Raw genomic sequence first — 21,069 nt, 5'->3', positions numbered from 1 at the left:
GTTTGACGGAAGCGGTTGATGCTCCGTCCCTTCGCCCCTCAGGGGAGAAGGTGGCCGAAGGCCGGATGAGGGGTGAGGCGGAGAACGAGCGCTCGCTGCACCGCTGAACCCCTCACCCCAACCCTCTCCCCTAAGGGGAGAGGGGGCGCGGCCCGCAGGTTTCCGCCCAAACATGAAACGCATTAGGTGCCGCAAAGCTATTCCAGCATCACCGCGTACGGATCCGGCGGGTCGCCGGCTCCCGTGATCTGCTCGATCCTGCATTGCCGCGGCGCCTTGTCGGGGCGCCAGCGCACCAGCCGCGTTCCGTGCCGGAAGCGATCGCCGGTCACCTGGTCGTAAAGCACCTCGACCACCAGCTCATGGCGCAGCTTCTCGTAGCTCCCGGTTCGCTCGGTGGACCAGCGGCTCGGCCCGCCCGGCGCCCGTCCGGTGAAACCCGGGTTGCCGGCGAGCGCTTCGAGCTTTTCGGTCAACGGCTGGCGCTCCCTGTCGCTGATCATCGAGGTGAAGCCGACATGGTTGAGCAGACCGGCGTCATCGTAGAGGCCGAGCAGGAGCGAGCCCACCAGCTTGCTGTTGGTGCCATAGCGAAAGCCGCCCACCACGCAGTCCGCCGATCGGATGCGCTTCACCTTCAGCATCTCCCGCTCGCCCGGCACATAAAGCGCGTCGAGCCGCTTGGCGATGACGCCATCGAGCGACACCCCGCTCCCGGCCAGCCAGTCTTCCGCAACGGCTCTTTCCGTCGTCGCCGGCGACAGGCGGACTCCCGCGAGGCCCGGTATGATGAAATGCTCCAGCGCCACCCGGCGCTCGGTGAGGGGCGCCATCAGCAGTGCGGTTGCGCCCGGTGCGACCGGCAGATCGAAGACAATGAGGATCGCCGGATGTTCGGCCACCAGCCGTCGCACCCGGCTTTCGGCCGGATGGAGGCGCATCTGCAAGGCATCGAAGCTCAGCCGGCCGTCCACCGGGATGACCAGTTCGCCATCGAGCACGAACTCGTCGGCCGGCAGCTGGCGCACCGTCTCGGCGACATCGGGAAAGTAGCGCGCCAGCGGCTTGCCCGATTTCGCGAACAGCGCCACCTCGCCCGCCCGCTTGACAGCGAGGCACCGAAAGCCGTCCCATTTGGGCTCGAACTGCCAGCCCGGCCCGGCCGGCAGTTCATCGACAAGCCGCGCCTCCATCGGCTCGAACGGCGCCTCGGAGACGGAGATGACAACATTGCTCGAGCTAGGGTGCGGCATGGAAGCCACAACGCAGCAGCGCGCCGGTTAGTGCCAGCCGCCATTTCGCCAGCAGCCTCAATTGGTCACAATATCTTCGGGTTCCTCGGCCATCAAGCGCGACTCCGGAATCAAGATCGGCCCCAATGATCAAGCCCATCAAGCCCGCCCTGCGGTTCGTCCTCGTTTTGCTGCTCGCCATTGCCGGGACGATCCCGGCCGTCGCGCAGGTGACGATCTTTTCGCCCTTCAACATCGCCGAGGCGATGGACCAGGGCGTCAAGAAGACCGCCGACATTCCCTATGCCGACGGGCAGCGCAAGAAGCTCGACATCTATCAGCCGGAGAAGGCCGATGGTCCGGCGCCGGTGGTGATGTTCATCTATGGCGGCAGCTGGCGGGCGGGCGACAAGTTCGAGTACGAGTTCGCCGGCCGGGCGCTCGCCGCCGCGGGCTTCGTCACGGTGATCGCGGACTATCGGCTGTGGCCCGAAGTGAAGTACCCCGAATTCCTCGAGGACAACGCGCAGGCGATGCGCTGGATCGAGGACAACATCGCCCAGTATGGCGGCGATCCGAAGCGCTTCTTCCTCGCCGGCCACTCCGCCGGCGCCTACAACGCGGTGATGCTCGGCCTCGATTCCTCGTTCCGCCGCGAGTACAAGGTCACCATGCCGATCCGCGCCATCGCCGGTATCTCGGGGCCCTACAACTTCTACCCGTTCGAGTACGACCAGGTGCGCGACACCTTCGGGCCGGCGCCCAGCGCCGAGGGCACGCAGCCGGTGAACCTCGTCACCGCCGATGCGCCGCCGATCTTCCTTGCCAGCGGCACCAGCGATCCGATCGTCAGGGTGCAGAACTCCGAGGCGCTGGCGGCAAAGCTGCGCGAGCAGGGCGTCTGGGTCACCGAGAAGTACTACGAGGGATTCGGGCATCTTGAGCCGGTGCTGGCACTCGGCGCCATGATGCGGTTCCGCATGCCGATCCTCAACGACCTGGTCGAGTTCTTCCAGACCTTCGGCGCCTTCCCCTCCGGCACGCCGCGGCCGGTGTTCACGCCCGATCCGCCGGAAACCGAAATGACCGCGGTGATCAAGAAGATGGACGACGTGCTGGCGCCGATCGATGGCGGGCAGGGGAGCGAGTAACGCCGACACCCCGCGTCACACGTTGACGCTCTTCATCCGCGCGGCAAACGCCTCGCCGAAATGCGACATGCCGTCAGCGACGATCCTGCCGACGGCATAGGCGGCGATGGCGTAGAATTTCTGCGCCGGAGGGGTACGGAGAAAGGCGATGTATCGGTCGAGATCGGCGTCGCTGAGGCCGCGGTAGGCATAGGCCATCATCGCCCGCTGGGTGCGGCCGACATCGGCGAGCAGCCCGGGCATCATCGCCTCGACCTGGGTATCGATCTCCTGCCACGGCACGGCGATGTCGCCCTGCTGGTGCGAGACCGACAGGCCCAGCAGCAGCGCCCGCACCGACTGGCCGACCATCGCGGCCGAGATTTCGGCCGACACCAGCTCCATCAGCGAGTCGATCTGCGTCTGGCGGATCACCGAAGCGCCGGCGACCAGTTCCTGCCCCCGGGCAATGGCGACGGCCTGCGCCGCGGGGTCGAGCAGCGCCGCGTCGCGCTCGAGCACGGTCATGCGCTTGCCGAAATCGGAATGAAAGAACGCGCCCAGCACCGCCTGCTCGTCGCCGGTGAACTTGCCCTCCAGCGCCTGGGCCAGCCGGTGGTGCAACGCGACGGCGTCGAACACCGTCGTCGCCGTCGCTTCCCAGTGCTTCAGAAAGATCTCGTCGCTGGAAATCTCCTCGGTGCGGGCCGAGGCGGCGATGGTGGCGGCGAACTGGCTGAACACCACGTCGAGCGCCGTCGCCCGCATCAATTCGCCCACCGCGATCTGCTGGCTCTGCGCGTAAGCAGGGCGGGCGTCAGCGAGGGGAAGGGCAAGCGGGGCCAAAGCCAGCGCCAGCGCTGCGAGCGACCGGATCAGCATCGAACGCGTCCTCCATCTCAGCCGCGCCCAAACTAGCGCAACCTCTGCCCCGCCGCCATGCGTACGTAATATTCCGCACAGGACTTGCCCGCGCCCCCCTGCCGGCTGCTAAACTTGAGGGCAAACAATGGAGTGCGATCATGCAGTATGCGCGTCTTGGCCATAGTGGACTCGAGGTCAGCCGGATTTGTTTGGGCTGCATGTCGTTCGGCGAGCCCAAGCGCGGGACGCACGAGTGGACGCTCGACGAGGAACAGAGCCGCCCCATTCTCCGCGCCGCCTGGGAAGCCGGGATCAATTTCTTCGACACCGCCAATGTCTATTCTCTCGGTTCGAGCGAGGAGATCGTGGGCCGGGCGCTGAAGGAATTCGGTCCGCGCGACGAGCAGGTGATCGCCACCAAGGTGCATGGCGAGATGCGCAAGGGCCCGAACGGCCGCGGCCTCAGCCGCAAGGCGATCCTGAGCGAAATCGACAATTCGCTGCGCCGGCTGCAGACCGACTATGTCGATCTCTACCAGATCCACCGCTTCGACCCCGTCACGCCGATCGAGGAGACGCTCGAGGCGTTGAACGATGTGGTCCGCGCGGGCAAGGCCCGCTACATCGGCGCCTCGTCGATGGCTTCCTGGCAGTTCCTCAAGATGCTGATGACGTCGGATCGGCACGGCTGGTCCCGGTTCGTATCGATGCAGGACCAGTTGAACCTCATCGAGCGCGAGGAGGAGCGCGAGATGCTGCCGCTGTGCATTGACCAGGGGATCGGCGCCATCCCGTGGTCACCGCTGGCGCGCGGGCGCCTCGCCCGGCCCTGGGGCGAGAGCAGCGAGCGGATGGAAACCGATGAGGTCGGCAAGAAGCTCTACCTGCGGGACGAGGCGGCGAACCGCGCCATCAACGCCGTGGTCGGGGAGATCGCCAAGGCGCGCGGGGTAAAGATGGCGCAGGTCGGGCTCGCCTGGGTGCTGCAGAAGCAGCCGGTGACGGCCCCGATTGTCGGCGCCACCAAACTCAGCCAGCTGGAGGACGCGATCGGAGCGCTCGACGTGACGCTCACCGCCGAAGAGATCGCGCGGCTCGAAGCGCCGTATCGCGCGTAGCTGGGGGACGCCGCACACGGACCGGGGAGTTGAGACGCCGGCCGTCCGTCCGGCTGCCCTCTGTCCTGAAACTCGATGTCATCCCCGCGAAAGCGGGGATCCACCTCTCCCCTCGCGGTTCCATCGCCTCCCTCCCCTCGAGGGGGGGATTGAGGAAGGGGTGGCGCGGTGATCACCGATGGACCCCCACTCCCGGCCCCTCCCCTCAAGGGGGAGGGGTGCGGCACCACCCTGATGGAAGCTTGCGGGTTCAATTGCCTCCCTCCCCTCAGGGGAGGGACTGAGGGAGGGGGTGGTGCGGCGATCACCATTGGACCCCCACCCCCCGCCCGTGGGGGAACCCTCACGCCGGTTCGCGAACGATCGACGCCGCCGAGCGCTTCTCCTTGCCGTGGATGACGGCCTCGATATTGTTGCCGTCTGGGTCGAACACATAGGCGGCATAGTAGCCGGGATGGTATTTCCGCTCGCCCGGGCCGCCATTGTCGGTGCCGCCGGCCTTGAGCGCCGCTTCGTAGAACCGCTTCACCATCGCTTCGTCGCGCGCCTGGAAGGCCAGATGAACCCTGGAGATGTGCTGGCCGGGCCCGGGCTGGCTGACGTACAGCTCGTCGAACTGGAAAGCGTGGGGCGACCGGTTGCCGGGCGGCAGCTCCAGCGCTTCGAGCACCGCGGAATAGAAGGCGGCTGCCTTCTCAAGGTCGGCGACGTTGATGTGCACATGATCGATCAGGCGTCCGGCATGGAACTGCATTTCGGGCCTCCTCTTGTTGCGCAATCGTGAACAAAACAGGAACCTATGTCAATCGCGGCCAATCAAAAGCCGGCCGCCATGTCGGCAGCCGGCTGGGAAGAACGTCGGGACAGCAGCCTATTCAGCCTTGTCGGCGCTGTCGGAATTGAGCTGGCCGTACCTCTCAACGCCGATCGAGTTCAGCAGTTGCAGCTGGCTTTCGAGGAAGTCGATATGGCCTTCCTCGTCGGCGAGCAGCTCCTCGAAGAGGTTCTTCGAGACATAGTCGCCCAGCGATTCGCACAGTTCGCGCGACGCCTTGTAGGCCTTGCGCGCGTCGTGCTCGCCGGCGAGATCGCACTCGAGCACTTCCTTGATCGTCTGGCCGATGCGGAGGGGAGCGACGCGCTGGAGGTTCGGGTGGCCTTCGAGGAAGATGATGCGCTCGATCAGCTTGTCGGCGTGGTGCATCTCCTCGATCGACTCGGCGCGCTCCTTCTGGGCGAGCTTGGTGAAGCCCCAGTCGGAAAGGATGCGAAAATGCACCCAATACTGGTTCACGGCCCCGAGCTCGAGGAACAGCGCCTCGTTAAGCCGCTCGATGACCTGCGCTTCGCCTTTCATTCCGAACTCCTGGACGCTTGCGACCCATGACCGACAGCCGCGCGTGCACAGGCGGTGCCTCGGCGGATTTGTCGGTAATCTGGAGGTGGTACTCTTCCGTTACCGTGATGATAATGTCCACCACATTCGGAACGCAGCCGGCGCATTTGCAGCGCTTCTGGAGCTCGTTGTAGACCATCGCCGGAACGATGATACGCCAGGGATCCTCGGTCAGAAACCCGGTGACGATCTGCCTGATCTGCTTATCGGTGATCACATTGCACTGGCAGACAAGCATGGGCAGAAAGCGGGCGTGGCTGTTGGGTCGGCGGGATTGAGCCCTGCCCAAACCTGATTGTCAATGTCAGATAATGCCGCATTATTGCGTGCCGGCCTGCCTCGCGCACTCGGCCGCACATTGCGGCTGGTGCGATCCCACACCGGCGGTATGATCGGCTCTGGCAGGAGGGAGAGAGGCGATGCGTTTGCTGCGACGGATGCTGGCCGGGGCAACCACGCTGGCGCTGGGTCTCGGCGCCGTTCCTGTCCTCGGCTCCGAGCTGTTCCACCGATGCGCCGCGGCCGCGGCGAGCCAGTACGAAGCGGGCTACGCGGCAACCGGCCGCGACTCCAGCGCCATCGATACCGCAGCGGCCATCGAGGTCTGCACGGCCGCGCTGGTGGAGGCCCCGGCATCGGCGCAGCTCAACGCCTGGCTCGGCCGCGCCCACAATGCGAGCGGTGATGGCGCAAGGGCAGTGCCCTATCTCGAATCGGCCGCCGCCGGCGGCAACGCTCTGGCGCAGACGCTGTTCGGGGACATGCTGATCGTCGGCCAGAGCGTCGACAAGGACATGGCGCGCGGGGCGGAACTGCTGCAGCTCGCCGCCAGTGCCGGGTTCGCGCCGGCTGACGACAGCCTGGGGCTTTCCTACGACTACGCCGAGGGCGTCGACCAGGACTATGCCGAGGCGGCGCGCTGGTATCGGCGGGCCGCCGAGCATGGCCTGCCGCGCGCCATGGTCAATCTCGGCTCGATGTATGCCGAGGGTCTCGGCCTCGATCGCGACGTGGTCGCGGCGTCGGCATGGTATCAGCGCGCTGCCGATCTCGGCGATGCCCACGCGCAGTACAATCTCGGCCGGATCTACGAGGCCGGTGAGCTGGGCGAGCCGGACTACCAGCGGGCAGCGGCGCTCTACCAGGCGGCGGTCGAGCGGAATTTCGCGCTTGCTGCAAACGCGCTCGGTTACCTCACCCAGAACGGATACGGCACCGAAGTCGATGCCGCGGCCGCGGCCGCGCTGTACCGGCAGGCGGCCGACGCCGGCATCGCTCAGGGGCAGGTCAATCTGGCCCTGCTCTACGAGGACGGGATCGGCGTGGCGCAGGATTTCGCGCTGGCCCGTCAATACTATCGCCAGGCGGCGGAGAGCCAGAACTCCAACGCGGCAGCCAACCTGGGCCGGATGTATCTCGAGGGCGCCGGCGGGGTCAAAGATCTCGACAAGGCGCTGGAGTTCACCCAGCGGGCGGCGGCCGCGAACAATCCGATCGGGCTCAATAATCTCGGCCATTTCTACGAGAACGGCCTCGGGGTGGCGCGCGACACAGCCCATGCGCTGGCCCTCTACCAGCAGGCCGCGGAGCTCGGCTATCAGCTGGGCGCCGACAATCAACGGCGGCTCGAGGCGGCGCTCAGTGCTCCGACCCAATCGCCGGTGAAGACCTATCCGCCGAGCAAGATCGACAACTGACGGCAGTCCTCTGCCGCTTCGTCCAATCTCGGGATCATCCCGGCGAAAGCTGGGACCCGATCGTCCACCTACGCTTCTTGCGAAGGCTCCCATCTCGGGCGCCTCGGGATCGCGGACAGTTTACCCGCGCGATGGAATAGCTCCCCCCTCAATGATGTTGACGCGGTGAGGGCTTTTTGAGGAGACGCAAGATGAAGCTCGCTCTGTTGCTCTACGTCGGGGCCTCGCTCCTGGTGGGGCCGGCATATGCCGACGACCATCTGTTCCAGGCGACCCAGTCCGGCGGCCTGTCCGTCAACCCGGTGACGGGGGTGATCACGAACAAGGCCGGGCATGTCGTCCCCGACCACGCTCCCGGCCAGGGCAGCCCGTTTGCCGGCAACGACCAGTGCACCCCGGCCACGGCCAACGAGGTGGCGCGGGCCCATGCCAACGTGAAGCCCAAGGGCGCCGACAGCATCGCGGACTGCTTCGAATAGCGATGTTGCCGCCCGCAATTGCGGGCCAATCCGGACTCGGTGGTCGGGGGGGCGTTCGGTTCCCCTCAGCCGTGCTCCTTCTCCCGCCGGCTGGCCAGCACCGCCACCGAGGCGGCCACGCGGTGGGCGCTCGAGAAGAATTCGCGGTGGATGATAAAGCCCACGGTGATGATGCTCGCGGCGATGGCCAGCCATTCGCTGGCGAACCAGGCCACCATCGGCACAGCGAAGTAGTACGCCCGGATACCGTTGTTGAAGTTCCTGGCGGCGAGCGTGTTGAGTTGCGCGATGGCGTCGACTTCGTCGTGGGAGGTGTGGCCGGAGTGATCGATGGCGCCGATCAGGATGCAGAAATGGTTGAACTGGCGCAGCGCCAGCGTGAAGGCGAAGAAGCTGACGACGAACACCGCGAGCGTCGCGAACAGGTGGACCTGCACGTCGTGCGACGCATAGCTCGCCCGGATGCCCGCGGTCGCCAGCGCATCGGTCAGGGCCGTGAGGTTGCCGAAGGCGGTGAACACCGCGAGGATCAGCAGCACGGATGTCGAAGCCAGAAAGCTCACCGAGCCCATCAGGTTGCCGGCAAGGATGGCGTCCATCGGCGTGTCGCGGGTCACTGCGTTCGCCACCCAGCGCCGGCGCTGCATCGACATGATCATCGACAGCGACGGGCGCTTGCGCTCGAGCAGCGGCACGCCGAAATTGTAGCCGAACCAGCAGATCAGCGGGAAAAGCGTCGCGAACAACTGCATGCGCCGGGAGCCTCGAAGAGTCGGGTGCTCCCTTTATAGCGCCGCTGCAGCGCTTGGCGACCGCCTCAGATGAAAGGTGGCGACAACAGGCTGACGAAGCGCATGCCCTCGACCGGGTCGCGCGATTGCTCGGGAGGAGCAGGCCACTTGCCGTCCAGCACCGCCGCGTCGCGCTCGGTACGGGTCATGCGCAGAATGAAGTGTGAGGTTCTCCCTCCCCTGTTGAGGGGAGGGGACAGGGGTGGGGGTCAGCGCGCGCCGGCCGCGCAACCCAGCACCTCAAAGCGTGCGCGGAAAACGCATGAAGATCTGTTGGATCTCGTTCAGCACCGCGTCAGACAGCTCTAAATCTGCGGCAGCTATGTTGACCTTCAGCTGGTCCATCGTCGTGGCGCCGATGATCACCGAGGTCATGAAGGGCTTGGTCAGGCAGAAGGCGATGGCCATCTGGCAGACGTCGAGCCCGTGCTTTTCCGCCAGCGCCATGTAGGCCCGGATCGCCGGCTCGGTGTAGCGGTTGTTACGGTAGGCGGAGCCGGACACGGCGCCGCGCGTCCCCTCCGGCAGCATGCCGCCCAGGTACTTGCCCGAGATGGCGCCCGCCGCCAGCGGCGAGTAGGCGAGCAGCCCCACGTCCTCGTGGAAAGCCAGTTCGGCGAGGTCCATGTCGTAGTAGCGGCGCAGGAAATTGTATTCGTTCTGAATGGTTTGCACGCGCGGCAGGCCCAGCTCCACCGACAGCTTCAAATACTGCATGGTGCCCCAGGCGGTCTCGTTGGAGAGGCCGAAATGCAGGATCTTACCCTCGCGCACCAACTCGCCCATCACCTGCAGCACCTCGAGCATGTTGGGGATCACGCTCTCCTTGTGCTGGGTGTAGGGGTTGTAGTCCCACGAGCCCTCGAAGTGGTAATGCCCGCGGCGCGGCCAGTGGATCTGGTAGAGATCGATCCGGTCGGTCTGCAGCCGGCGCAGGCTCCCCTCCACCGCCTCGCGCACGCTCGGCCCGTCGATGCCGCGCCCATCGCGCACCCACGGCCGCCCGCCGCCGGCGACCTTGGAGGCCAGCACCACCTGGTCGCGCTTGCCGCTCTTCTTGAACCAGGTGCCGATGATCTCCTCGGTCTTGCCATAGGTCGATGCATCGGGCGGCACGGCGTACATTTCGGCGGTGTCGAAGAAATTGATGCCGTGTTCGACCGCGTAGTCCATCTGGGCGTGGCCATCGGCCTCGCTGTTCTGCTTGCCCCAGGTCATGGTGCCAAGGCAGATTTCGGAGACCGAAATGTCGGTGCGGCCAAGTGTCTTCGTCTTCATAGGAAAGCCCCTTCAATGCGGCGCGCACCCTATGAGGCGAGCCACACGGAGACAATCCCCCGAAGGTTGCCTCGAGGTTGCGCCCGGAGCGCGGATCGGAGAGATTGCGCCCCGCATCCACGAGGATATCGCCCGTGCCCAAACTGCCGCAGCCGTTCATCCTCCTCGCCCTTCTCGTCGCAGCGGCCCTGGCGTCTCCCGCGGCGGCACAGGACGAGGCGCAAATCGGCCGGATCGGGCAGATGAGTCTCGCGGAACTGGGGGCGCTGGTCGGCGCCGTCACCGCCTCGGTGGGCCAGGACACGCTGAAAATGGAGCCCGCGGCACAGCGCAACGATTGCCTCGAGCTGACGCGCGCCGCAAATTCCTTCGCGCTCGGCTATCGGCTGCTCGCCGAGGTGAACGCTACCCTCGCCGGCAAGCCCGCCAAGGACGTGCTGCCGCTCAGGGCGCACGTGGTGCAGTCGCGGGTTCTCACCTTCGCCGCGCGGGTGAGAGCCGAGGAATGGCTGAGCCGGCGCTGCGTGCACTTCGAGACTCCGGCCGACAAGGTCGGCGAGCCGCGCTACGCCAAGCCCGCAAAGATCGAGACCGCCGAGTACACCGAGGCGGTGATCGAGGCGCGTCAGGCGGCCGACGCCAACCTCGCGGGCGCCGTGGCCGCGGGCATATCGCGCAAATGCCCTGACGTGATTGCGTCCATGCAGAGCATCCAGCTCTTCGTCCCCTACCTCGAAAAACTCTCCGGCGACGTCGGCAAGCGCCCCGAGGCGCTGGGGCCGCGGGCCAGCCGGCGCGGCCTCGAAGTGGCCCGGGCGCAACTGGTCGCCGCCGGCAACAAGCTCTATCGCGAACTGGGCATCGGCTGCCGGGCCAGGCCGGCCTCAGAAGCAGCGCCGTTGCCCGAAAAGTAAGGGTCCGGCGGGCAGGTCAAAAAACTGTCACGCCCAGCGCTTTTTGCCTTGAGGTAACCGGGTTCACCGCCTATATACCCCTTGCGTCGCGGCGATGGCCGCACACAAAGGACGCAAAAAGCCAAGGCTTGGATATAGTTGGCGCGGGGTGGAGCAGCCCGGTAGCTCGTCAGGCTCATAACCTGAAGGTCACAGGTTCAAATCCTGTCCCCGCAACCAAGTCTCCCATATTTCGGGAGAGTCCGAAAAGCCTGAATAGATTGCCAAGAGCCCGCGAACCTCGAGTTCGGCGGGCTTTTTGCTGTTCGTGGCAATGCAGCTAACCTTGTCTTATTCCGGCATGACTTGCTGCGCGGGACAGTCCGGACTGAGGTCCCAAGTCTATCCGCGTAGTGGAATCCCACTGGCTCCGGCGCCGGCGCGAAGCTACAGTTCAAGCACACTTTTGAATTGGGCAATTGAAGGGGTCATAGATGAGTGAAGCTGGCAGTGCTGAATTGACGGCGTCCCTTCCGCCGGCACGCATCGCGCCGATGTCCAAGGGGCTGCCCGTGCTGGGGAACCTGCTCGATATCGGGCTCGATCCGTTTGGCGCGTTCGAGAAATGGTCCGCACAATATGGCGAGATCGTTCGTCTGCAACTGGGCGCCTGGCCGACGGTGCTGCTCAACGGCTCCGACCTGATCGAGCAGGTGCTGGTAAAGCAGCACGAAAACTTCACCAAGCACCGGTTCTTCTGGCGGCATGTGGCGCTGCTGACTGGCACCGGCCTCTTCACTAGCGAAGGCAAGTTCTGGCAGCGGCAGCGCAAGCTCGCGGCGCCGGCCTTTGCCGGGGATCGGCTGAAGAGCTACGACACCTCAATGACCCAGCTCACCGAGAAGATGCTGGACAATTGGCCCGACGACACGGTCATCGACCTGCGTCCCGAGATGATGGCGCTGGGGCTCAAGATCGCCGCCAAGACGATGTTCAGCGCCGAGGTCGAGGCGGATGTAAAGGTCATCGAGCAGGCGATGGGCGACATTCTCGCCGAGATTTCGCGCCGCTACTCGCGGCTGTTCCTTATCCCCGACGCCGTGCCGCTGCCGGGCCATATCCGCTATCGCCGGGGCGTTGCGGCCATCGAGGGGGTGGTGGCGCGACTCATCGACGAACGCCGCGGCAGCAGCGATGACCGGGGCGACCTCATCTCGATGCTGATGGCGGCGCGCGACGACGACGGCAAGCCGATGACCGACACGCAGCTGCGCGATGAAGTGCTGACCATGCTGCTGGCCGGCTACGAGACGTCTGCGCTGACCATGTGCTGGGCCTTCTACGCGCTGAGCCAGCAGCCCGAGATCCAGGATGCGATCGCCGCCGAAGTGGAGGCGACGGTCGGCGATCGGCCGATCCGCAACGAGGACCTGCAGCATTTGAAGGTCACCGAGAACGTGGTGATCGAGACGCTGCGGCTCTATCCCGCCGCATGGGCGATCGGGCGCGAGGCCAAGGAGGATTGCCGGATCGGCGATTACGACGTGCCGGCCGGGACGACGGTCTACATGAGTTCCTGGGCGGTGCACCGGAACCCCGCGTATTACGAGGATCCGCTGGCCTTCAAGCCGCAGCGCTGGTCGGGCGACCTGCGCCGGACACTGCCGCGCTTTGCTTATTTCCCGTTCGGGGGCGGACCGCGCATCTGCATCGGCAACCGCTTTGCGATGATGGAGGCGATGTTGCTCATTGCTACCATCTGCCGGCGCTACCGGCTGGAGCAGCACGGCACCAAGCCGCTGGTGCCCTTCCCGACGCTGACCTTGCGCCCAGCGAGCGAAGTGTGGGCGCGGCTCAAGCGGCGCAACTGATGCCGGTCAGGCGCTCCGGGCCCCGCGGGCACGATTCTCGGCCGCCGCGCTGTGGCGACCGACATCGGCGACGAACGTCTCGAACAGCGGGTTGAAGACATCGGGGGCTTCGAGGAATGGGGCGTGCGCAGCCCCGGGGATGACCTCGCAATGCTCGTGCCAGAGCGTGCGGTAGGAGAGGCTGTCGACATAGCCCAGACGCGCGAATGGCTCGTTGGCGCCGTTGACCATTGCAATGGGAACCACGGCTTCCTCGACGACGCGTTTCTGGTCGGCGCCTTCGCCGCGCATCAGGCCCTTGAACACGGTGGTGCGGACGCGGCCGTCCGAGCGGCGGATGGCATCGAGGAAGGCCGGCTCGACATTGTCGCCGTAGCACAGCCGGCCGAAGCGCTCGACGTCGCGGGGCGTGAACGCCCCCTTCGAGGTCAGCAGCAGATCCCAGCCGGTGTGAAAGCCGCGCAGCATGGCCAGCATGCCGTGGGAAACCGGCGGCGCGCCGGTCAGCATCAGGCCGGCGACCGCCGGGTTCGCGTGCAACAGTTCGATGGCGATGTGCCCGCCGAGCGACCAGCCGAACACCGCCGCGTGACGGACGCCGAGCTGGTCGAGGACTTCGCCAACCGTGTCGGCAAAGCCGCCAAGTGTGTAGGCTGTCTTCGGATCGTCCGCGTCGGAGGACTCGCCATGCCCGGGCAGATCAAGCGCGATGAGGTGGTAATTGTCCGCCATCGGGTGGGCGAACTGCTTGGCGAAGACGTCCTTACTACTCCCCGAGCCATGCAGCAGCAGCACCGGCATGCCGGTACCGGCGGACTGGCGCACACAGATGCGAGCATTCTTTGTGTGGAGAATAGTGTCGACGGCTTTCATGTAGCTGGCCCTTTGGCAAATTGGGCTTCAACATGATCCAGAACCCTCTATACCACGTGTACGCCAAGGGTGAACAAACCATAAAGGCCGCAGGAACAGGCGCCCCGGGCTTTTGCCCCGTTGCATCCATCGGACAGCTCTTATTTCAAATGAAGTGGACCATTGCATGCAAATTCTATTAGACGCGATCATATCGGCGCTCGGCATTGCCATAGTAGCGCAGTACACTTGGTCGCTGAGGGCGCATTTCGCCTCCGCCAAGGTGCCCCCCGGCACAATGCTGATCTCGGCCGTGGTTATCCTCAGCCTCGCCAGCTACCTCTATCTGCAGTGGACCGTTGAACAGCCCATGCTGGCCAAGGCCGCGGGCATCGTTCTGATGGCCGGAAGCCTGGGCCTGTTCTGGGCGGCGATCTTTGCCTCGCGCGAGGCGCGCCTGCTCCTCGCCTTCGACGAGAAGAAGCCGCATGGCCTCATCTCGATCGGGCCCTACAAGCACGTCCGCCACCCGTTCTATCTCTCCTACCTGACGTTCTGGACCGGCTGGACGCTGGCCACCTGGCATCCGCTAGGCCTCGTGCCGCTGGCCGTCATCGGCTGCATCTACGTCACGGCGGCGCTGGGCGAGGAACGGAAGTTCGAGAATTCGCCGCTCGCCGACGAATACCGCAACTACCGCAAGCGCGCCGGTTTCCTCTGGCCCAAGTTCAACGGCTAGCCGCCGTTGGAGCGACCCTCAGGCCGACCGACAATGGTCGGTGTTGACAGCTTGGGTGCCATCTCGCACGTTCGCCCGTGACGCGTCGGCGGGGGGGTTATCGCCCGCCGCCGCTCGCGTCACGAGGAGGAATATCAGGATCGGAGCGCTGTTGGCCGCCCTCGACAGGGCCGGGACCGATGCCTTGCGCCGCCGGTCCTTGCGAGGGGAATAATGGATCGCAGCAGTTTTCGCGGCATCTTCGTCATCGTGACGACGCCGTTCACCGAGGATTTCGGGCTCGATGAGCCGGCACTCGAGCGGACCATGGAGTTCTGTCTCGCGGCCGGCGTGCATGGCGTTGTCGCCAATGCGCTCGCCAGCGAAGGGGGCTATCTCAACGAGGCGGAGCGGAGGCGCGCCGCCGAGATCGTGGTCGGCGCGGCCAGAGGCAGAGTGCCCGCCATCGTCGCGGTGTCGGCGCCGCACTACCGCATCGCGGCGGACTACGCACGCCACGCCGAGCGCATCGGCGCCGACGCGATCATGGCGCTTCCGCCGATCCTCCATCCCTCGACCGTCGCAGACATCAAGTCCTATTACCGCGCGCTGTCGGCGGCGACGTCGCTGCCGCTGGTCCTGCAGAACGTCAGCGGGCAAGGGGCTTCATCGATGAGTGCGGCGCTGCTCGCCGAACTCGTCAACGAGCTGCCCAATGCGGGCTTCGTCAAGGAGGAGTCCGGTTATCCGGCGCAGACCGTCGGCGAGATCATCCAGCTCGCCGGCGCGAGGCTCGAGGGCGTGATGGGCGGCCGTGCCGGCAAGACCTTCATGGAAGAGCTGCGCCACGGCGTTTCCGGCACCATGCCGGCCTGCGAGATTGCCGATGTGCATGTGGCGCTGTGGAACGCCATCGAGGCCGGGGACAACAAGCGCGCCCGCCACATCTTCCAGCGGCTGCTGCCGTTGCTCGACCTCGAGGCGAGCTACGGCATGCCGCTGATGAAGGAAGTGCTGAAGATGCGCGGCGTCATCGGCAGCGCCGCGGTCCGCCAGTCCGGCTACCGGCCGCTCGACGGCCATGCCCGCGCGGAAGCGGCAGCCATCATGGACGACCTCACCGAATTCATGCTCCCGGCCTACACGCACCGCCGCTGAAGCCCATTTTCGAGAAAGCCAGATGACCGAACAGCAGCTTGGGCGGATCGAGAACGCCATCGACACCCATTCGAGCCCCACCGAGCTCCGCATCACCGACATGCGGCTCGCGGTGGTGGCGGCGAACTACGACTATCCGATCCTCAGGATCGACACCAACCAGGGCGTCTACGGCCTCGGGGAGGTGCGCGATGCCGGCCATGCGGTCAACGCGCTGCAGTTCAAGTCGATGCTGCTGGGGCAGAACCCCTGCAATGTCGACATGATCTTCCGCGCCATCAAGCGCTACGGCAACTGGGGCCGCGAGGGCGGCGGCGTGTCCGGCATCGAGATTGCGCTCATGGACCTGATCGGCAAGGTCTACGGCGTGCCCTGCTACCAGCTGCTTGGCGGGAAATATCGCGACAAGGTCCGGCTCTACGGCGATACCCCGACGCCGGACAACCCGACCCCCGAGGACTTCGTCAGGGCGGTGCAGAGCCGCCGCGACCGCGGGCTCACCTTCATCAAGTTCGACCTGCGCCCCAGCCTGTTCGAAACCGGCGACAACCCGCTGATCGGGCATGATGCGCAGTTCGACATCCCCTATGAATCCGGCAAGTGGTTCAAGGCGCCGATGGCCGGGCGGGGCGTCAAACTCACCGAGGAGAGCATCGAGGCGGCGGCCAATGTCGTCGCCATGGTGCGCGATTCGGTCGGCAATGGCGTGCAGCTTTGCGTCGATCATTTCGGCGAGGGGTACCTCACTGCCGACGAAGTGATCCGGCTCGGCAAGGCGCTCGAGAAGTACAATCTCGCCTGGATGGAAGACCCGGTGCCGTTCTACGACACGCCGGGCCACAAGAAGGTCGCCGATGCGCTGCTGACGCCGATCGCTGCGGGCGAGAACCTCTATTTGCGCGACGGCTTCCGTGAGGCGATCCGGACGCGGGCCTACGACATCCTCCACCCCGACCTGCTGTCGTCGGGAGGGCTGATGGAGACCAAGCGCATCGCCGACGACGGCGAGGAGGAGGGGCTGCCGACGGCGCTCCATTGTGCCGGCTCGCCCATCGGCTTCATGGCCAATATCCACACCGCCGCCGCGATCTCGAGCTTCGTCGCCTGCGAGCATCACGGCCTCGACCTGCCGTTCTGGGAAGGCCTCGTCACCGGGCTCGACCCGGACTACATGGCGGACGGCTACGTGAAGGTGCCGGAAAGGCCGGGCCTCGGCATCGACCTCAACCTCGATGCGATCGAGGAGAACCTCCGCACTCCCGGCACGATGTTCCTGCCGACCGATGAGTGGAACACGCCCAAGCTCGGCTTCTGGCGCCCGGACAACCGCTGGCCCGAATAGCCCCGAGGTCGCGTGGCGCGCGGCTCCTAGGCCGCGAAGGTCCGGTGCGTCGAGGCGCGGAAATGGGCTTCCATTGCGGCAACGGCGCCGGCGAGGTCACGCTGCTCGAGGGCGGCGATGACCTGCATGTGCTCGTCGATCGTGTCGATCAAATAGCCGCGGAAGCCGGGGCGGCGGTGGACACGCTGGGCCATGCGGATGTTTTCCTGCAGGCGCATGTGGGTATCGAGAATGGCGCGATTGCCCAGCGAGGCGACGATCTCATGGTGCATCCGCCCGTCGAGGGCGAGGAAAGCGGCCTGCGCCTCTTCGACCGGACCGCCGCCGGCGAGTAGCCGTCGGCATTCCTCGTGGCTCTGTCGCATGCCGGCCAGCCACTCCGCGGTGACGGTGTCGGAAAAGCTGCGCAGCGCATAGATCTCGATCATGATGCGGAACTGGTAGTTTTCGCGGATGAACGCCACCTCCGGATAGACGATCCGGATGCCGGCGCGCGGCTTGATCTCGACGAGGCCGAACTCCTCGAGGAGCACCAGCGTCTCGCGCAGCGGCGACAGCGACAGCCCCAGCACGTCGCAGAGTTCGTTCTGGGTCACCACCATCCCGGCTTCGAGCGTGCCGGCCTGCATGGCCTCGCGGAAGCGGCGGTAACCTTCATTGTCTTGGCGGACGTCGGACATTTTCACCGGGAATCGAGAGCAGGCGTTTTCGCAACTTTAGTATATCAACGCCGCCTTTGGAAATCTCACGATAAACCTAGGGAACACCCAGGTTCCCCACGATGTCGATATATCCTGACCGGCGTCTCGACGGCGCTCTCCAAGGATTTTGGAGCTACCGCAGCTTGACTTGAGATATTTTTGACGCCCATTAATATCTCAACGGGAGGAGATCATGAAGCTGGTGGGATCAGGCTGCGCGATCGGGAGCCGCTAGAGTGGCCGCTGTCGAACTCAGGAACGTCAGCAAGTCGTTCGGGGCGGTCCGCGTCATCGAGGGCATCGACCTCAGCATCGGCAAGGGCGAGTTCGTGGTCTTCGTCGGCGCATCCGGCTCCGGCAAGTCGACGTTGCTGCGGATGATCGCCGGGCTCGAGACGGTGAGCGGGGGCGACATCCTGATCGACGGGCAGGACGTGACCTTCGCCGAGCCGTCGGAACGGGGCATCGCGATGGTGTTCCAGTCCTACGCGCTCTACCCGCACATGAATGTCTACGACAACATCGCCTTCAACCTGAGGCTGTCGCGCTTCTCCAAGGACGAGATCGACAAGCGGGTCAAGGAAGCGGCGCGGATCCTGAGGCTCAACGAGCTGCTGGGGCGCTCGCCGGCGCAGCTTTCGGGCGGCCAGCGCCAGCGCGTCGCAATCGGGCGGGCGATCGTGCGCAACCCCAAGGTGTTCCTGTTCGACGAACCGCTCAGCAATCTCGATGCGGCGCTGCGGGTGCAGATGCGGCTCGAGATCGAGCGGCTGCACCGCGAGCTCGGCACCACGATGATCTACGTGACGCACGATCAGGTCGAGGCGATGACGCTGGCCGACCGGATCGTGGCGCTCGACAGCGGCCGCATCCAGCAGGTGGGGGCGCCACTCGATCTTTATGCGCGGCCGAACAACCTGTTCGTCGCCGGCTTCATCGGCTCTCCCAAGATGAACCTGTTGCCGGCCAAGGTACTGAGCACCGGCAGCGGCAAGGCAACGCTGGGCCTCGACTCGAGCGCCGGGGCCGAGCTCGAACTCGCCGCGAACGGCGCGGGGGCGGGTGACGCCGTCACCGTCGGGGTGCGCCCGGAGGCGCTGGAGGTGATTTCGGCGGGGCAAGCGGTGCCGCCCGGAATGACGGCGCTGCGGGCCAAGGTCGAGTCGGTGGAGCGGCTCGGCAACATCACATTCGCCTATCTCGATGGAGGAACGCCCGAGGTGATCACCGTGCAGGTGATGGGCCATTCCGAACTCGCGGCAGGCCAGGAGGTCCGGGTCGGGCTGCGGCCCGCCCAGGTGCATGTCTTCGACGCTGCGGGCGCCGTGATGGCGTCGGCGGCCGGGAGGTAAGTCCGGCGAAAAGCCGGAACAACAGGGAGGAGAGACTAATGCTTTGTTTGAGGACCGCCGCACTTGCCGGCGGCTTGGGCCTCGGCCTCATGGCCGGCGCCGCGATGGCGCAGGACGCCGTGACGCTGAACGTCTGGTCGGACACGCCGCGGCTCACCATGTTCGACCTTTACGACAAGACGCATGACAACGTGACGCTCAACGTCACCACCGTGGCGCCGGCCGATCTGATCGCCAAGATCCAGCTGGCGCTGCAGGCCAAGAGCGAGATTCCCGACGTGATCTTCATGTCGGATATCGGCTACACGGCGCAGCTCTCGACCCGCCGCTCCAACTATCTCATGGACCTGACCGACAAGGTGCCGCAGGCGCTGCAGGACGAGTTCTACCCGAACGGCAATTCGCCGTGCCACGTGAACGGCAAGCTGCTGTGCCTCCGCAACGACCTGGCGCACGATATCGTCTGGTACGACAAGCCGCTGATGGAACAGCTCGGCAAGACCCTGCCGACCACCTGGGAAGAGTTCCAGAAGCTGGGCGAAGAGCTCGGACCGCAGGGCTACGTGCTGGGCTCGGCCACCGAATCCGGCCTGCTGCAAGCCTTCCTCGTATCCGACGGTTGCGACCTCGCGATGCCGGTCGAAGGCAAGGAGGATACGCTCAAGATCGATTTGACCACCGACAAGTGCCTGAAGCCGGCGCGCCTCATCGACGCGATGGTCGCCAATGGCAGCCTCTCCAAGAGCGGCGTGTTCGAGCCCGACTTCGTCAACCTCGCCAAGGGCGGCAAGGTGCCGCTGATGGTGGGCCCGACCTGGTTTGGCGAATACGTGATCAAGCCGACCTATGAATGGGCGCCTGGCAAGCTTGCCGACGCGCTGCCGCTCAAGTGGGACGACCAGACCCAGCCGCTGACATGGAGCTGGGGCGGTGGCACCTATGGCGGCTGGAAGGACACTCCGCATCCGGCCGAAGTCGTTGATCTGATCCAGTGGATGGCAACCGATGTCGCCAACCAGACCAACGCGGTGACCCTGCCGGCCCACCAGCCGTCCTCGCTCGCCTGGGGCGCGCGCCTCAAGGCCGACGCCTACTATGCCACCCCGGACGTGTTCGACGTACAGGTCGCGGCAGCTGCGTACAGCCATCCCGGCTATACCAGCCTGCGCATCATCGTCGCCGACGCCATCGCCAAGATCGTGACGCAGTCGGTTGCGACCGGCGGCACCGTCGAGGCAGCGCTTCCGGCACTGCAGACCGAGCTCGTCAACCTCGCCAAGCTCAACGGCTACCAGGTCGAGTAAGCAACCGACTGGCCGGGCGCGTCTTCGGGCGCGCCCGGCCGACCGAGGGGCAGCAATGGGCGCAACAGCGATGGCATCTGACGTGAGGGTGGTGGCGAGCGACCGCGCCCGCAAGGAGAAGCAGAAGGCTCGGCGCGACACCCGCATGTCGTACCTGCTGCTGCTGCCCTACCTGCTGCTGCTCGCCATGTTCGGCATCTTCCCCGTCGCCTATGCGTTCGGGCTGAGCTTCGTCGACACCATCGAGATGGCGTTCTACGGGCTCGCCAATTATGACTTCGTCTTCAACGACTTCCGCGTGCCACAGAGCGCGGCCAACGTCATCTGGTTCGTCGCCATCTGGGTGGCGATCACGGTGATCGGCGTTGCCACGCTGTCGCTGATGCTCGACAGCGTCGGGCGGCGGACGGCGAATGCGCTCAGGACTATCTATTTCCTTCCCGGTGCGGTGACCTCGTCGGCGATCGTGGTGCTGTGGCTGTTTGTGCTCGACCCCTCGGTCAGCCCGTTCCAGCCTGTGCTGCACGGCGTGGGGTGGGATACCCGGGCCGATGTGATATCGGGCGTCGGAGTCGCCGGCATCTTTTCCATCATGGCGTATTTCTCGGCGTCGGGCGGCTGGATCGTGGTGTTCGGGGGGGCGCTCTCGAGCCTGCCCACCGAGGTGATGGAGGCGGCGCGCATCGATGGCGCCAACCGGTTCCAACTGGCGACGCGGATCAAGCTGCCGATGATCTGGCGCTCGCTGGTGCTGATGGGGATCCTGTCGCTGGCCGGCGGGCTGCAGCTCTTCGTCGAGCCGCAACTGATGGGGCTCGCGGGCCCGCAGTTTGCGCAGAACGACTGGTCGCTCAACCAGATGGCGTTCCAGTACGCCTTCCGGATGGGCGACT

22 protein-coding genes and 1 tRNA gene are annotated in these 21,069 nt (G+C 65.6%); 13 read left to right on the top strand and 10 right to left on the bottom strand.

Going from position 1 to position 21,069, the window contains the following annotated elements; genetic code table 11:
• Nucleotides 1-197 precede the first annotated feature (197 nt).
• Nucleotides 198-1,253, bottom strand: a complete 1,056-nt coding sequence (locus tag JWQ89_RS06140; RefSeq protein ID WP_299639323.1) for an ATP-dependent DNA ligase — start codon at nucleotides 1,251-1,253, stop codon at nucleotides 198-200.
• Nucleotides 1,254-1,378: 125 nt separating this feature from the next.
• On the opposite strand from JWQ89_RS06140, the gene JWQ89_RS06135 reads away from it, so the two are divergent.
• Nucleotides 1,379-2,383: an alpha/beta hydrolase gene (locus JWQ89_RS06135; RefSeq protein WP_299639321.1), complete on the top strand. Its 1,005-nt coding sequence runs from the start codon at nucleotides 1,379-1,381 to the stop codon at nucleotides 2,381-2,383.
• Nucleotides 2,384-2,398: 15 nt separating this feature from the next.
• Here the strand turns inward: JWQ89_RS06135 and JWQ89_RS06130 are convergent, their stop codons facing one another.
• The gene (locus tag JWQ89_RS06130) at nucleotides 2,399-3,244 is read right to left on the bottom strand and encodes a hypothetical protein (protein ID WP_299639319.1); all 846 of its coding nucleotides are present in this window, start codon (nucleotides 3,242-3,244) and stop codon (nucleotides 2,399-2,401) included.
• 140 nt (nucleotides 3,245-3,384) lie between these two features.
• Here JWQ89_RS06130 and JWQ89_RS06125 point away from each other — a divergent pair, with 140 nt between their 5' ends.
• On the top strand, nucleotides 3,385-4,344 hold the full coding sequence (locus JWQ89_RS06125; RefSeq protein WP_299639317.1) for an aldo/keto reductase: 960 nt from the start codon (nucleotides 3,385-3,387) through the stop codon (nucleotides 4,342-4,344).
• A gap of 343 nt (nucleotides 4,345-4,687) precedes the next feature.
• On the opposite strand, the gene JWQ89_RS06120 is transcribed toward JWQ89_RS06125, so the two are convergent.
• The 3 genes from JWQ89_RS06120 to JWQ89_RS06110 all read right to left on the bottom strand — a co-directional run bounded on the left by JWQ89_RS06120 (nucleotide 4,688) and on the right by JWQ89_RS06110 (nucleotide 5,957).
• Nucleotides 4,688-5,098: a VOC family protein gene (locus JWQ89_RS06120; RefSeq protein WP_299639315.1), complete on the bottom strand. Its 411-nt coding sequence runs from the start codon at nucleotides 5,096-5,098 to the stop codon at nucleotides 4,688-4,690.
• 117 nt (nucleotides 5,099-5,215) lie between these two features.
• The gene (bfr, locus tag JWQ89_RS06115; protein ID WP_299639314.1) at nucleotides 5,216-5,701 is read right to left on the bottom strand and encodes a bacterioferritin; all 486 of its coding nucleotides are present in this window, start codon (nucleotides 5,699-5,701) and stop codon (nucleotides 5,216-5,218) included.
• A complete protein-coding gene (locus JWQ89_RS06110) occupies nucleotides 5,667-5,957 on the bottom strand; it encodes a (2Fe-2S)-binding protein (RefSeq protein ID WP_299639313.1) in 291 nt (96 codons plus the stop codon). Before JWQ89_RS06110 ends, bfr begins: the two co-directional genes overlap by 35 nt.
• Before the next feature lie 202 nt (nucleotides 5,958-6,159).
• Here JWQ89_RS06110 and JWQ89_RS06105 point away from each other — a divergent pair, with 202 nt between their 5' ends.
• Nucleotides 6,160-7,437 carry a tetratricopeptide repeat protein gene (locus JWQ89_RS06105; protein WP_299639312.1) on the top strand — a complete coding sequence of 426 codons (1,278 nt, stop codon included), beginning with the start codon at nucleotides 6,160-6,162 and terminating at the stop codon, nucleotides 7,435-7,437.
• A gap of 191 nt (nucleotides 7,438-7,628) precedes the next feature.
• Nucleotides 7,629-7,916, top strand: a complete 288-nt coding sequence (locus JWQ89_RS06100) for a hypothetical protein (RefSeq protein ID WP_299639311.1) — start codon at nucleotides 7,629-7,631, stop codon at nucleotides 7,914-7,916.
• 65 nt (nucleotides 7,917-7,981) lie between these two features.
• On the opposite strand, the gene JWQ89_RS06095 is transcribed toward JWQ89_RS06100, so the two are convergent.
• The 3 genes from JWQ89_RS06095 to JWQ89_RS06085 all read right to left on the bottom strand — a co-directional run bounded on the left by JWQ89_RS06095 (nucleotide 7,982) and on the right by JWQ89_RS06085 (nucleotide 9,985).
• Nucleotides 7,982-8,668 (bottom strand): DUF599 domain-containing protein, encoded by a 687-nt coding sequence (locus JWQ89_RS06095; RefSeq protein ID WP_299639310.1) that lies wholly within the window; start codon nucleotides 8,666-8,668, stop codon nucleotides 7,982-7,984.
• Between the two features lie 65 nt (nucleotides 8,669-8,733).
• Entirely contained in the window at nucleotides 8,734-8,856 is a 123-nt protein-coding gene (locus JWQ89_RS06090; RefSeq protein WP_299639309.1) for a hypothetical protein, read from the bottom strand.
• A 91-nt stretch (nucleotides 8,857-8,947) separates the two neighbouring features.
• Nucleotides 8,948-9,985 carry an aldo/keto reductase gene (locus tag JWQ89_RS06085; protein ID WP_299639308.1) on the bottom strand — a complete coding sequence of 346 codons (1,038 nt, stop codon included), beginning with the start codon at nucleotides 9,983-9,985 and terminating at the stop codon, nucleotides 8,948-8,950.
• A gap of 134 nt (nucleotides 9,986-10,119) precedes the next feature.
• Between JWQ89_RS06085 and JWQ89_RS06080 the strand changes: the two genes are divergently transcribed.
• From JWQ89_RS06080 to JWQ89_RS06070, 3 genes are all read left to right on the top strand, one after another.
• Entirely contained in the window at nucleotides 10,120-10,899 is a 780-nt protein-coding gene (locus JWQ89_RS06080) for a hypothetical protein (RefSeq protein WP_299639307.1), read from the top strand.
• Nucleotides 10,900-11,041: 142 nt separating this feature from the next.
• Nucleotides 11,042-11,118: transfer RNA gene (locus JWQ89_RS06075), tRNA-Met, on the top strand.
• Between the two features lie 254 nt (nucleotides 11,119-11,372).
• The gene (locus JWQ89_RS06070; RefSeq protein WP_299639305.1) at nucleotides 11,373-12,749 is read left to right on the top strand and encodes a cytochrome P450; all 1,377 of its coding nucleotides are present in this window, start codon (nucleotides 11,373-11,375) and stop codon (nucleotides 12,747-12,749) included.
• 6 nt (nucleotides 12,750-12,755) lie between these two features.
• Here the strand turns inward: JWQ89_RS06070 and JWQ89_RS06065 are convergent, their stop codons facing one another.
• Entirely contained in the window at nucleotides 12,756-13,622 is an 867-nt protein-coding gene (locus tag JWQ89_RS06065) for an alpha/beta hydrolase (protein WP_299639303.1), read from the bottom strand.
• A 166-nt stretch (nucleotides 13,623-13,788) separates the two neighbouring features.
• Here JWQ89_RS06065 and JWQ89_RS06060 point away from each other — a divergent pair, with 166 nt between their 5' ends.
• The 3 genes from JWQ89_RS06060 (at nucleotide 13,789) to JWQ89_RS06050 (ending at nucleotide 16,819) form a co-directional block, all read left to right on the top strand.
• Nucleotides 13,789-14,340 (top strand): isoprenylcysteine carboxylmethyltransferase family protein, encoded by a 552-nt coding sequence (locus tag JWQ89_RS06060; RefSeq protein WP_299639302.1) that lies wholly within the window; start codon nucleotides 13,789-13,791, stop codon nucleotides 14,338-14,340.
• A gap of 213 nt (nucleotides 14,341-14,553) precedes the next feature.
• A complete protein-coding gene (locus JWQ89_RS06055; RefSeq protein ID WP_299639301.1) occupies nucleotides 14,554-15,477 on the top strand; it encodes a dihydrodipicolinate synthase family protein in 924 nt (307 codons plus the stop codon).
• A gap of 22 nt (nucleotides 15,478-15,499) precedes the next feature.
• Entirely contained in the window at nucleotides 15,500-16,819 is a 1,320-nt protein-coding gene (locus JWQ89_RS06050; RefSeq protein ID WP_299639299.1) for a mandelate racemase/muconate lactonizing enzyme family protein, read from the top strand.
• A 26-nt stretch (nucleotides 16,820-16,845) separates the two neighbouring features.
• Here JWQ89_RS06050 and JWQ89_RS06045 read toward each other — a convergent pair whose 3' ends face one another.
• A complete protein-coding gene (locus tag JWQ89_RS06045; protein ID WP_299639298.1) occupies nucleotides 16,846-17,499 on the bottom strand; it encodes a GntR family transcriptional regulator in 654 nt (217 codons plus the stop codon).
• Nucleotides 17,500-17,756: 257 nt separating this feature from the next.
• On the opposite strand from JWQ89_RS06045, the gene ugpC reads away from it, so the two are divergent.
• The 3 genes from ugpC to JWQ89_RS06030 all read left to right on the top strand — a co-directional run.
• Entirely contained in the window at nucleotides 17,757-18,872 is a 1,116-nt protein-coding gene (ugpC, locus tag JWQ89_RS06040; protein ID WP_299639297.1) for a sn-glycerol-3-phosphate ABC transporter ATP-binding protein UgpC, read from the top strand.
• Nucleotides 18,873-18,910: 38 nt separating this feature from the next.
• Complete coding sequence (locus JWQ89_RS06035) at nucleotides 18,911-20,176, top strand: extracellular solute-binding protein (protein WP_299639296.1); 1,266 nt, start codon at nucleotides 18,911-18,913, stop codon at nucleotides 20,174-20,176.
• A gap of 70 nt (nucleotides 20,177-20,246) precedes the next feature.
• On the top strand, nucleotides 20,247-21,069 hold an 823-nt coding region (locus tag JWQ89_RS06030), incomplete at its 3' end, for a sugar ABC transporter permease (protein WP_299639295.1).

Source organism: Devosia sp. (genome assembly GCF_028290645.1).
Lineage (GTDB): Bacteria > Pseudomonadota > Alphaproteobacteria > Rhizobiales > Devosiaceae > Devosia_A.
The sequence above is the reverse complement of the archived record's forward strand: the minus strand, read 5'-3'. Positions and strand labels throughout refer to the sequence as shown.

Excerpts from the sequence above, each read along its gene's own strand:
- JWQ89_RS06050 (WP_299639299.1), top strand. The coding sequence starts at position 15,500 with ATGACCGAACAGCAGCTTGGGCGGATCGAGAACGCCATCGACACCCAT.
- JWQ89_RS06045 (WP_299639298.1), bottom strand. The coding sequence starts at position 17,499 with ATGTCCGACGTCCGCCAAGACAATGAAGGTTACCGCCGCTTCCGCGAG.
- JWQ89_RS06140 (WP_299639323.1), bottom strand. The coding sequence starts at position 1,253 with ATGCCGCACCCTAGCTCGAGCAATGTTGTCATCTCCGTCTCCGAGGCG.
- JWQ89_RS06130 (WP_299639319.1), bottom strand. The coding sequence starts at position 3,244 with ATGCTGATCCGGTCGCTCGCAGCGCTGGCGCTGGCTTTGGCCCCGCTT.
- JWQ89_RS06105 (WP_299639312.1), top strand. The coding sequence starts at position 6,160 with ATGCGTTTGCTGCGACGGATGCTGGCCGGGGCAACCACGCTGGCGCTG.
- JWQ89_RS06085 (WP_299639308.1), bottom strand. The coding sequence starts at position 9,985 with ATGAAGACGAAGACACTTGGCCGCACCGACATTTCGGTCTCCGAAATC.
- JWQ89_RS06100 (WP_299639311.1), top strand. The coding sequence starts at position 7,629 with ATGAAGCTCGCTCTGTTGCTCTACGTCGGGGCCTCGCTCCTGGTGGGG.
- JWQ89_RS06070 (WP_299639305.1), top strand. The coding sequence starts at position 11,373 with ATGAGTGAAGCTGGCAGTGCTGAATTGACGGCGTCCCTTCCGCCGGCA.
- JWQ89_RS06035 (WP_299639296.1), top strand. The coding sequence starts at position 18,911 with ATGCTTTGTTTGAGGACCGCCGCACTTGCCGGCGGCTTGGGCCTCGGC.
- bfr (WP_299639314.1), bottom strand. The coding sequence starts at position 5,701 with ATGAAAGGCGAAGCGCAGGTCATCGAGCGGCTTAACGAGGCGCTGTTC.
- JWQ89_RS06055 (WP_299639301.1), top strand. The coding sequence starts at position 14,554 with ATGGATCGCAGCAGTTTTCGCGGCATCTTCGTCATCGTGACGACGCCG.
- JWQ89_RS06120 (WP_299639315.1), bottom strand. The coding sequence starts at position 5,098 with ATGCAGTTCCATGCCGGACGCCTGATCGATCATGTGCACATCAACGTC.
- JWQ89_RS06060 (WP_299639302.1), top strand. The coding sequence starts at position 13,789 with ATGCAAATTCTATTAGACGCGATCATATCGGCGCTCGGCATTGCCATA.
- JWQ89_RS06125 (WP_299639317.1), top strand. The coding sequence starts at position 3,385 with ATGCAGTATGCGCGTCTTGGCCATAGTGGACTCGAGGTCAGCCGGATT.
- JWQ89_RS06095 (WP_299639310.1), bottom strand. The coding sequence starts at position 8,668 with ATGCAGTTGTTCGCGACGCTTTTCCCGCTGATCTGCTGGTTCGGCTAC.
- JWQ89_RS06135 (WP_299639321.1), top strand. The coding sequence starts at position 1,379 with ATGATCAAGCCCATCAAGCCCGCCCTGCGGTTCGTCCTCGTTTTGCTG.
- JWQ89_RS06065 (WP_299639303.1), bottom strand. The coding sequence starts at position 13,622 with ATGAAAGCCGTCGACACTATTCTCCACACAAAGAATGCTCGCATCTGT.
- JWQ89_RS06090 (WP_299639309.1), bottom strand. The coding sequence starts at position 8,856 with ATGACCCGTACCGAGCGCGACGCGGCGGTGCTGGACGGCAAGTGGCCT.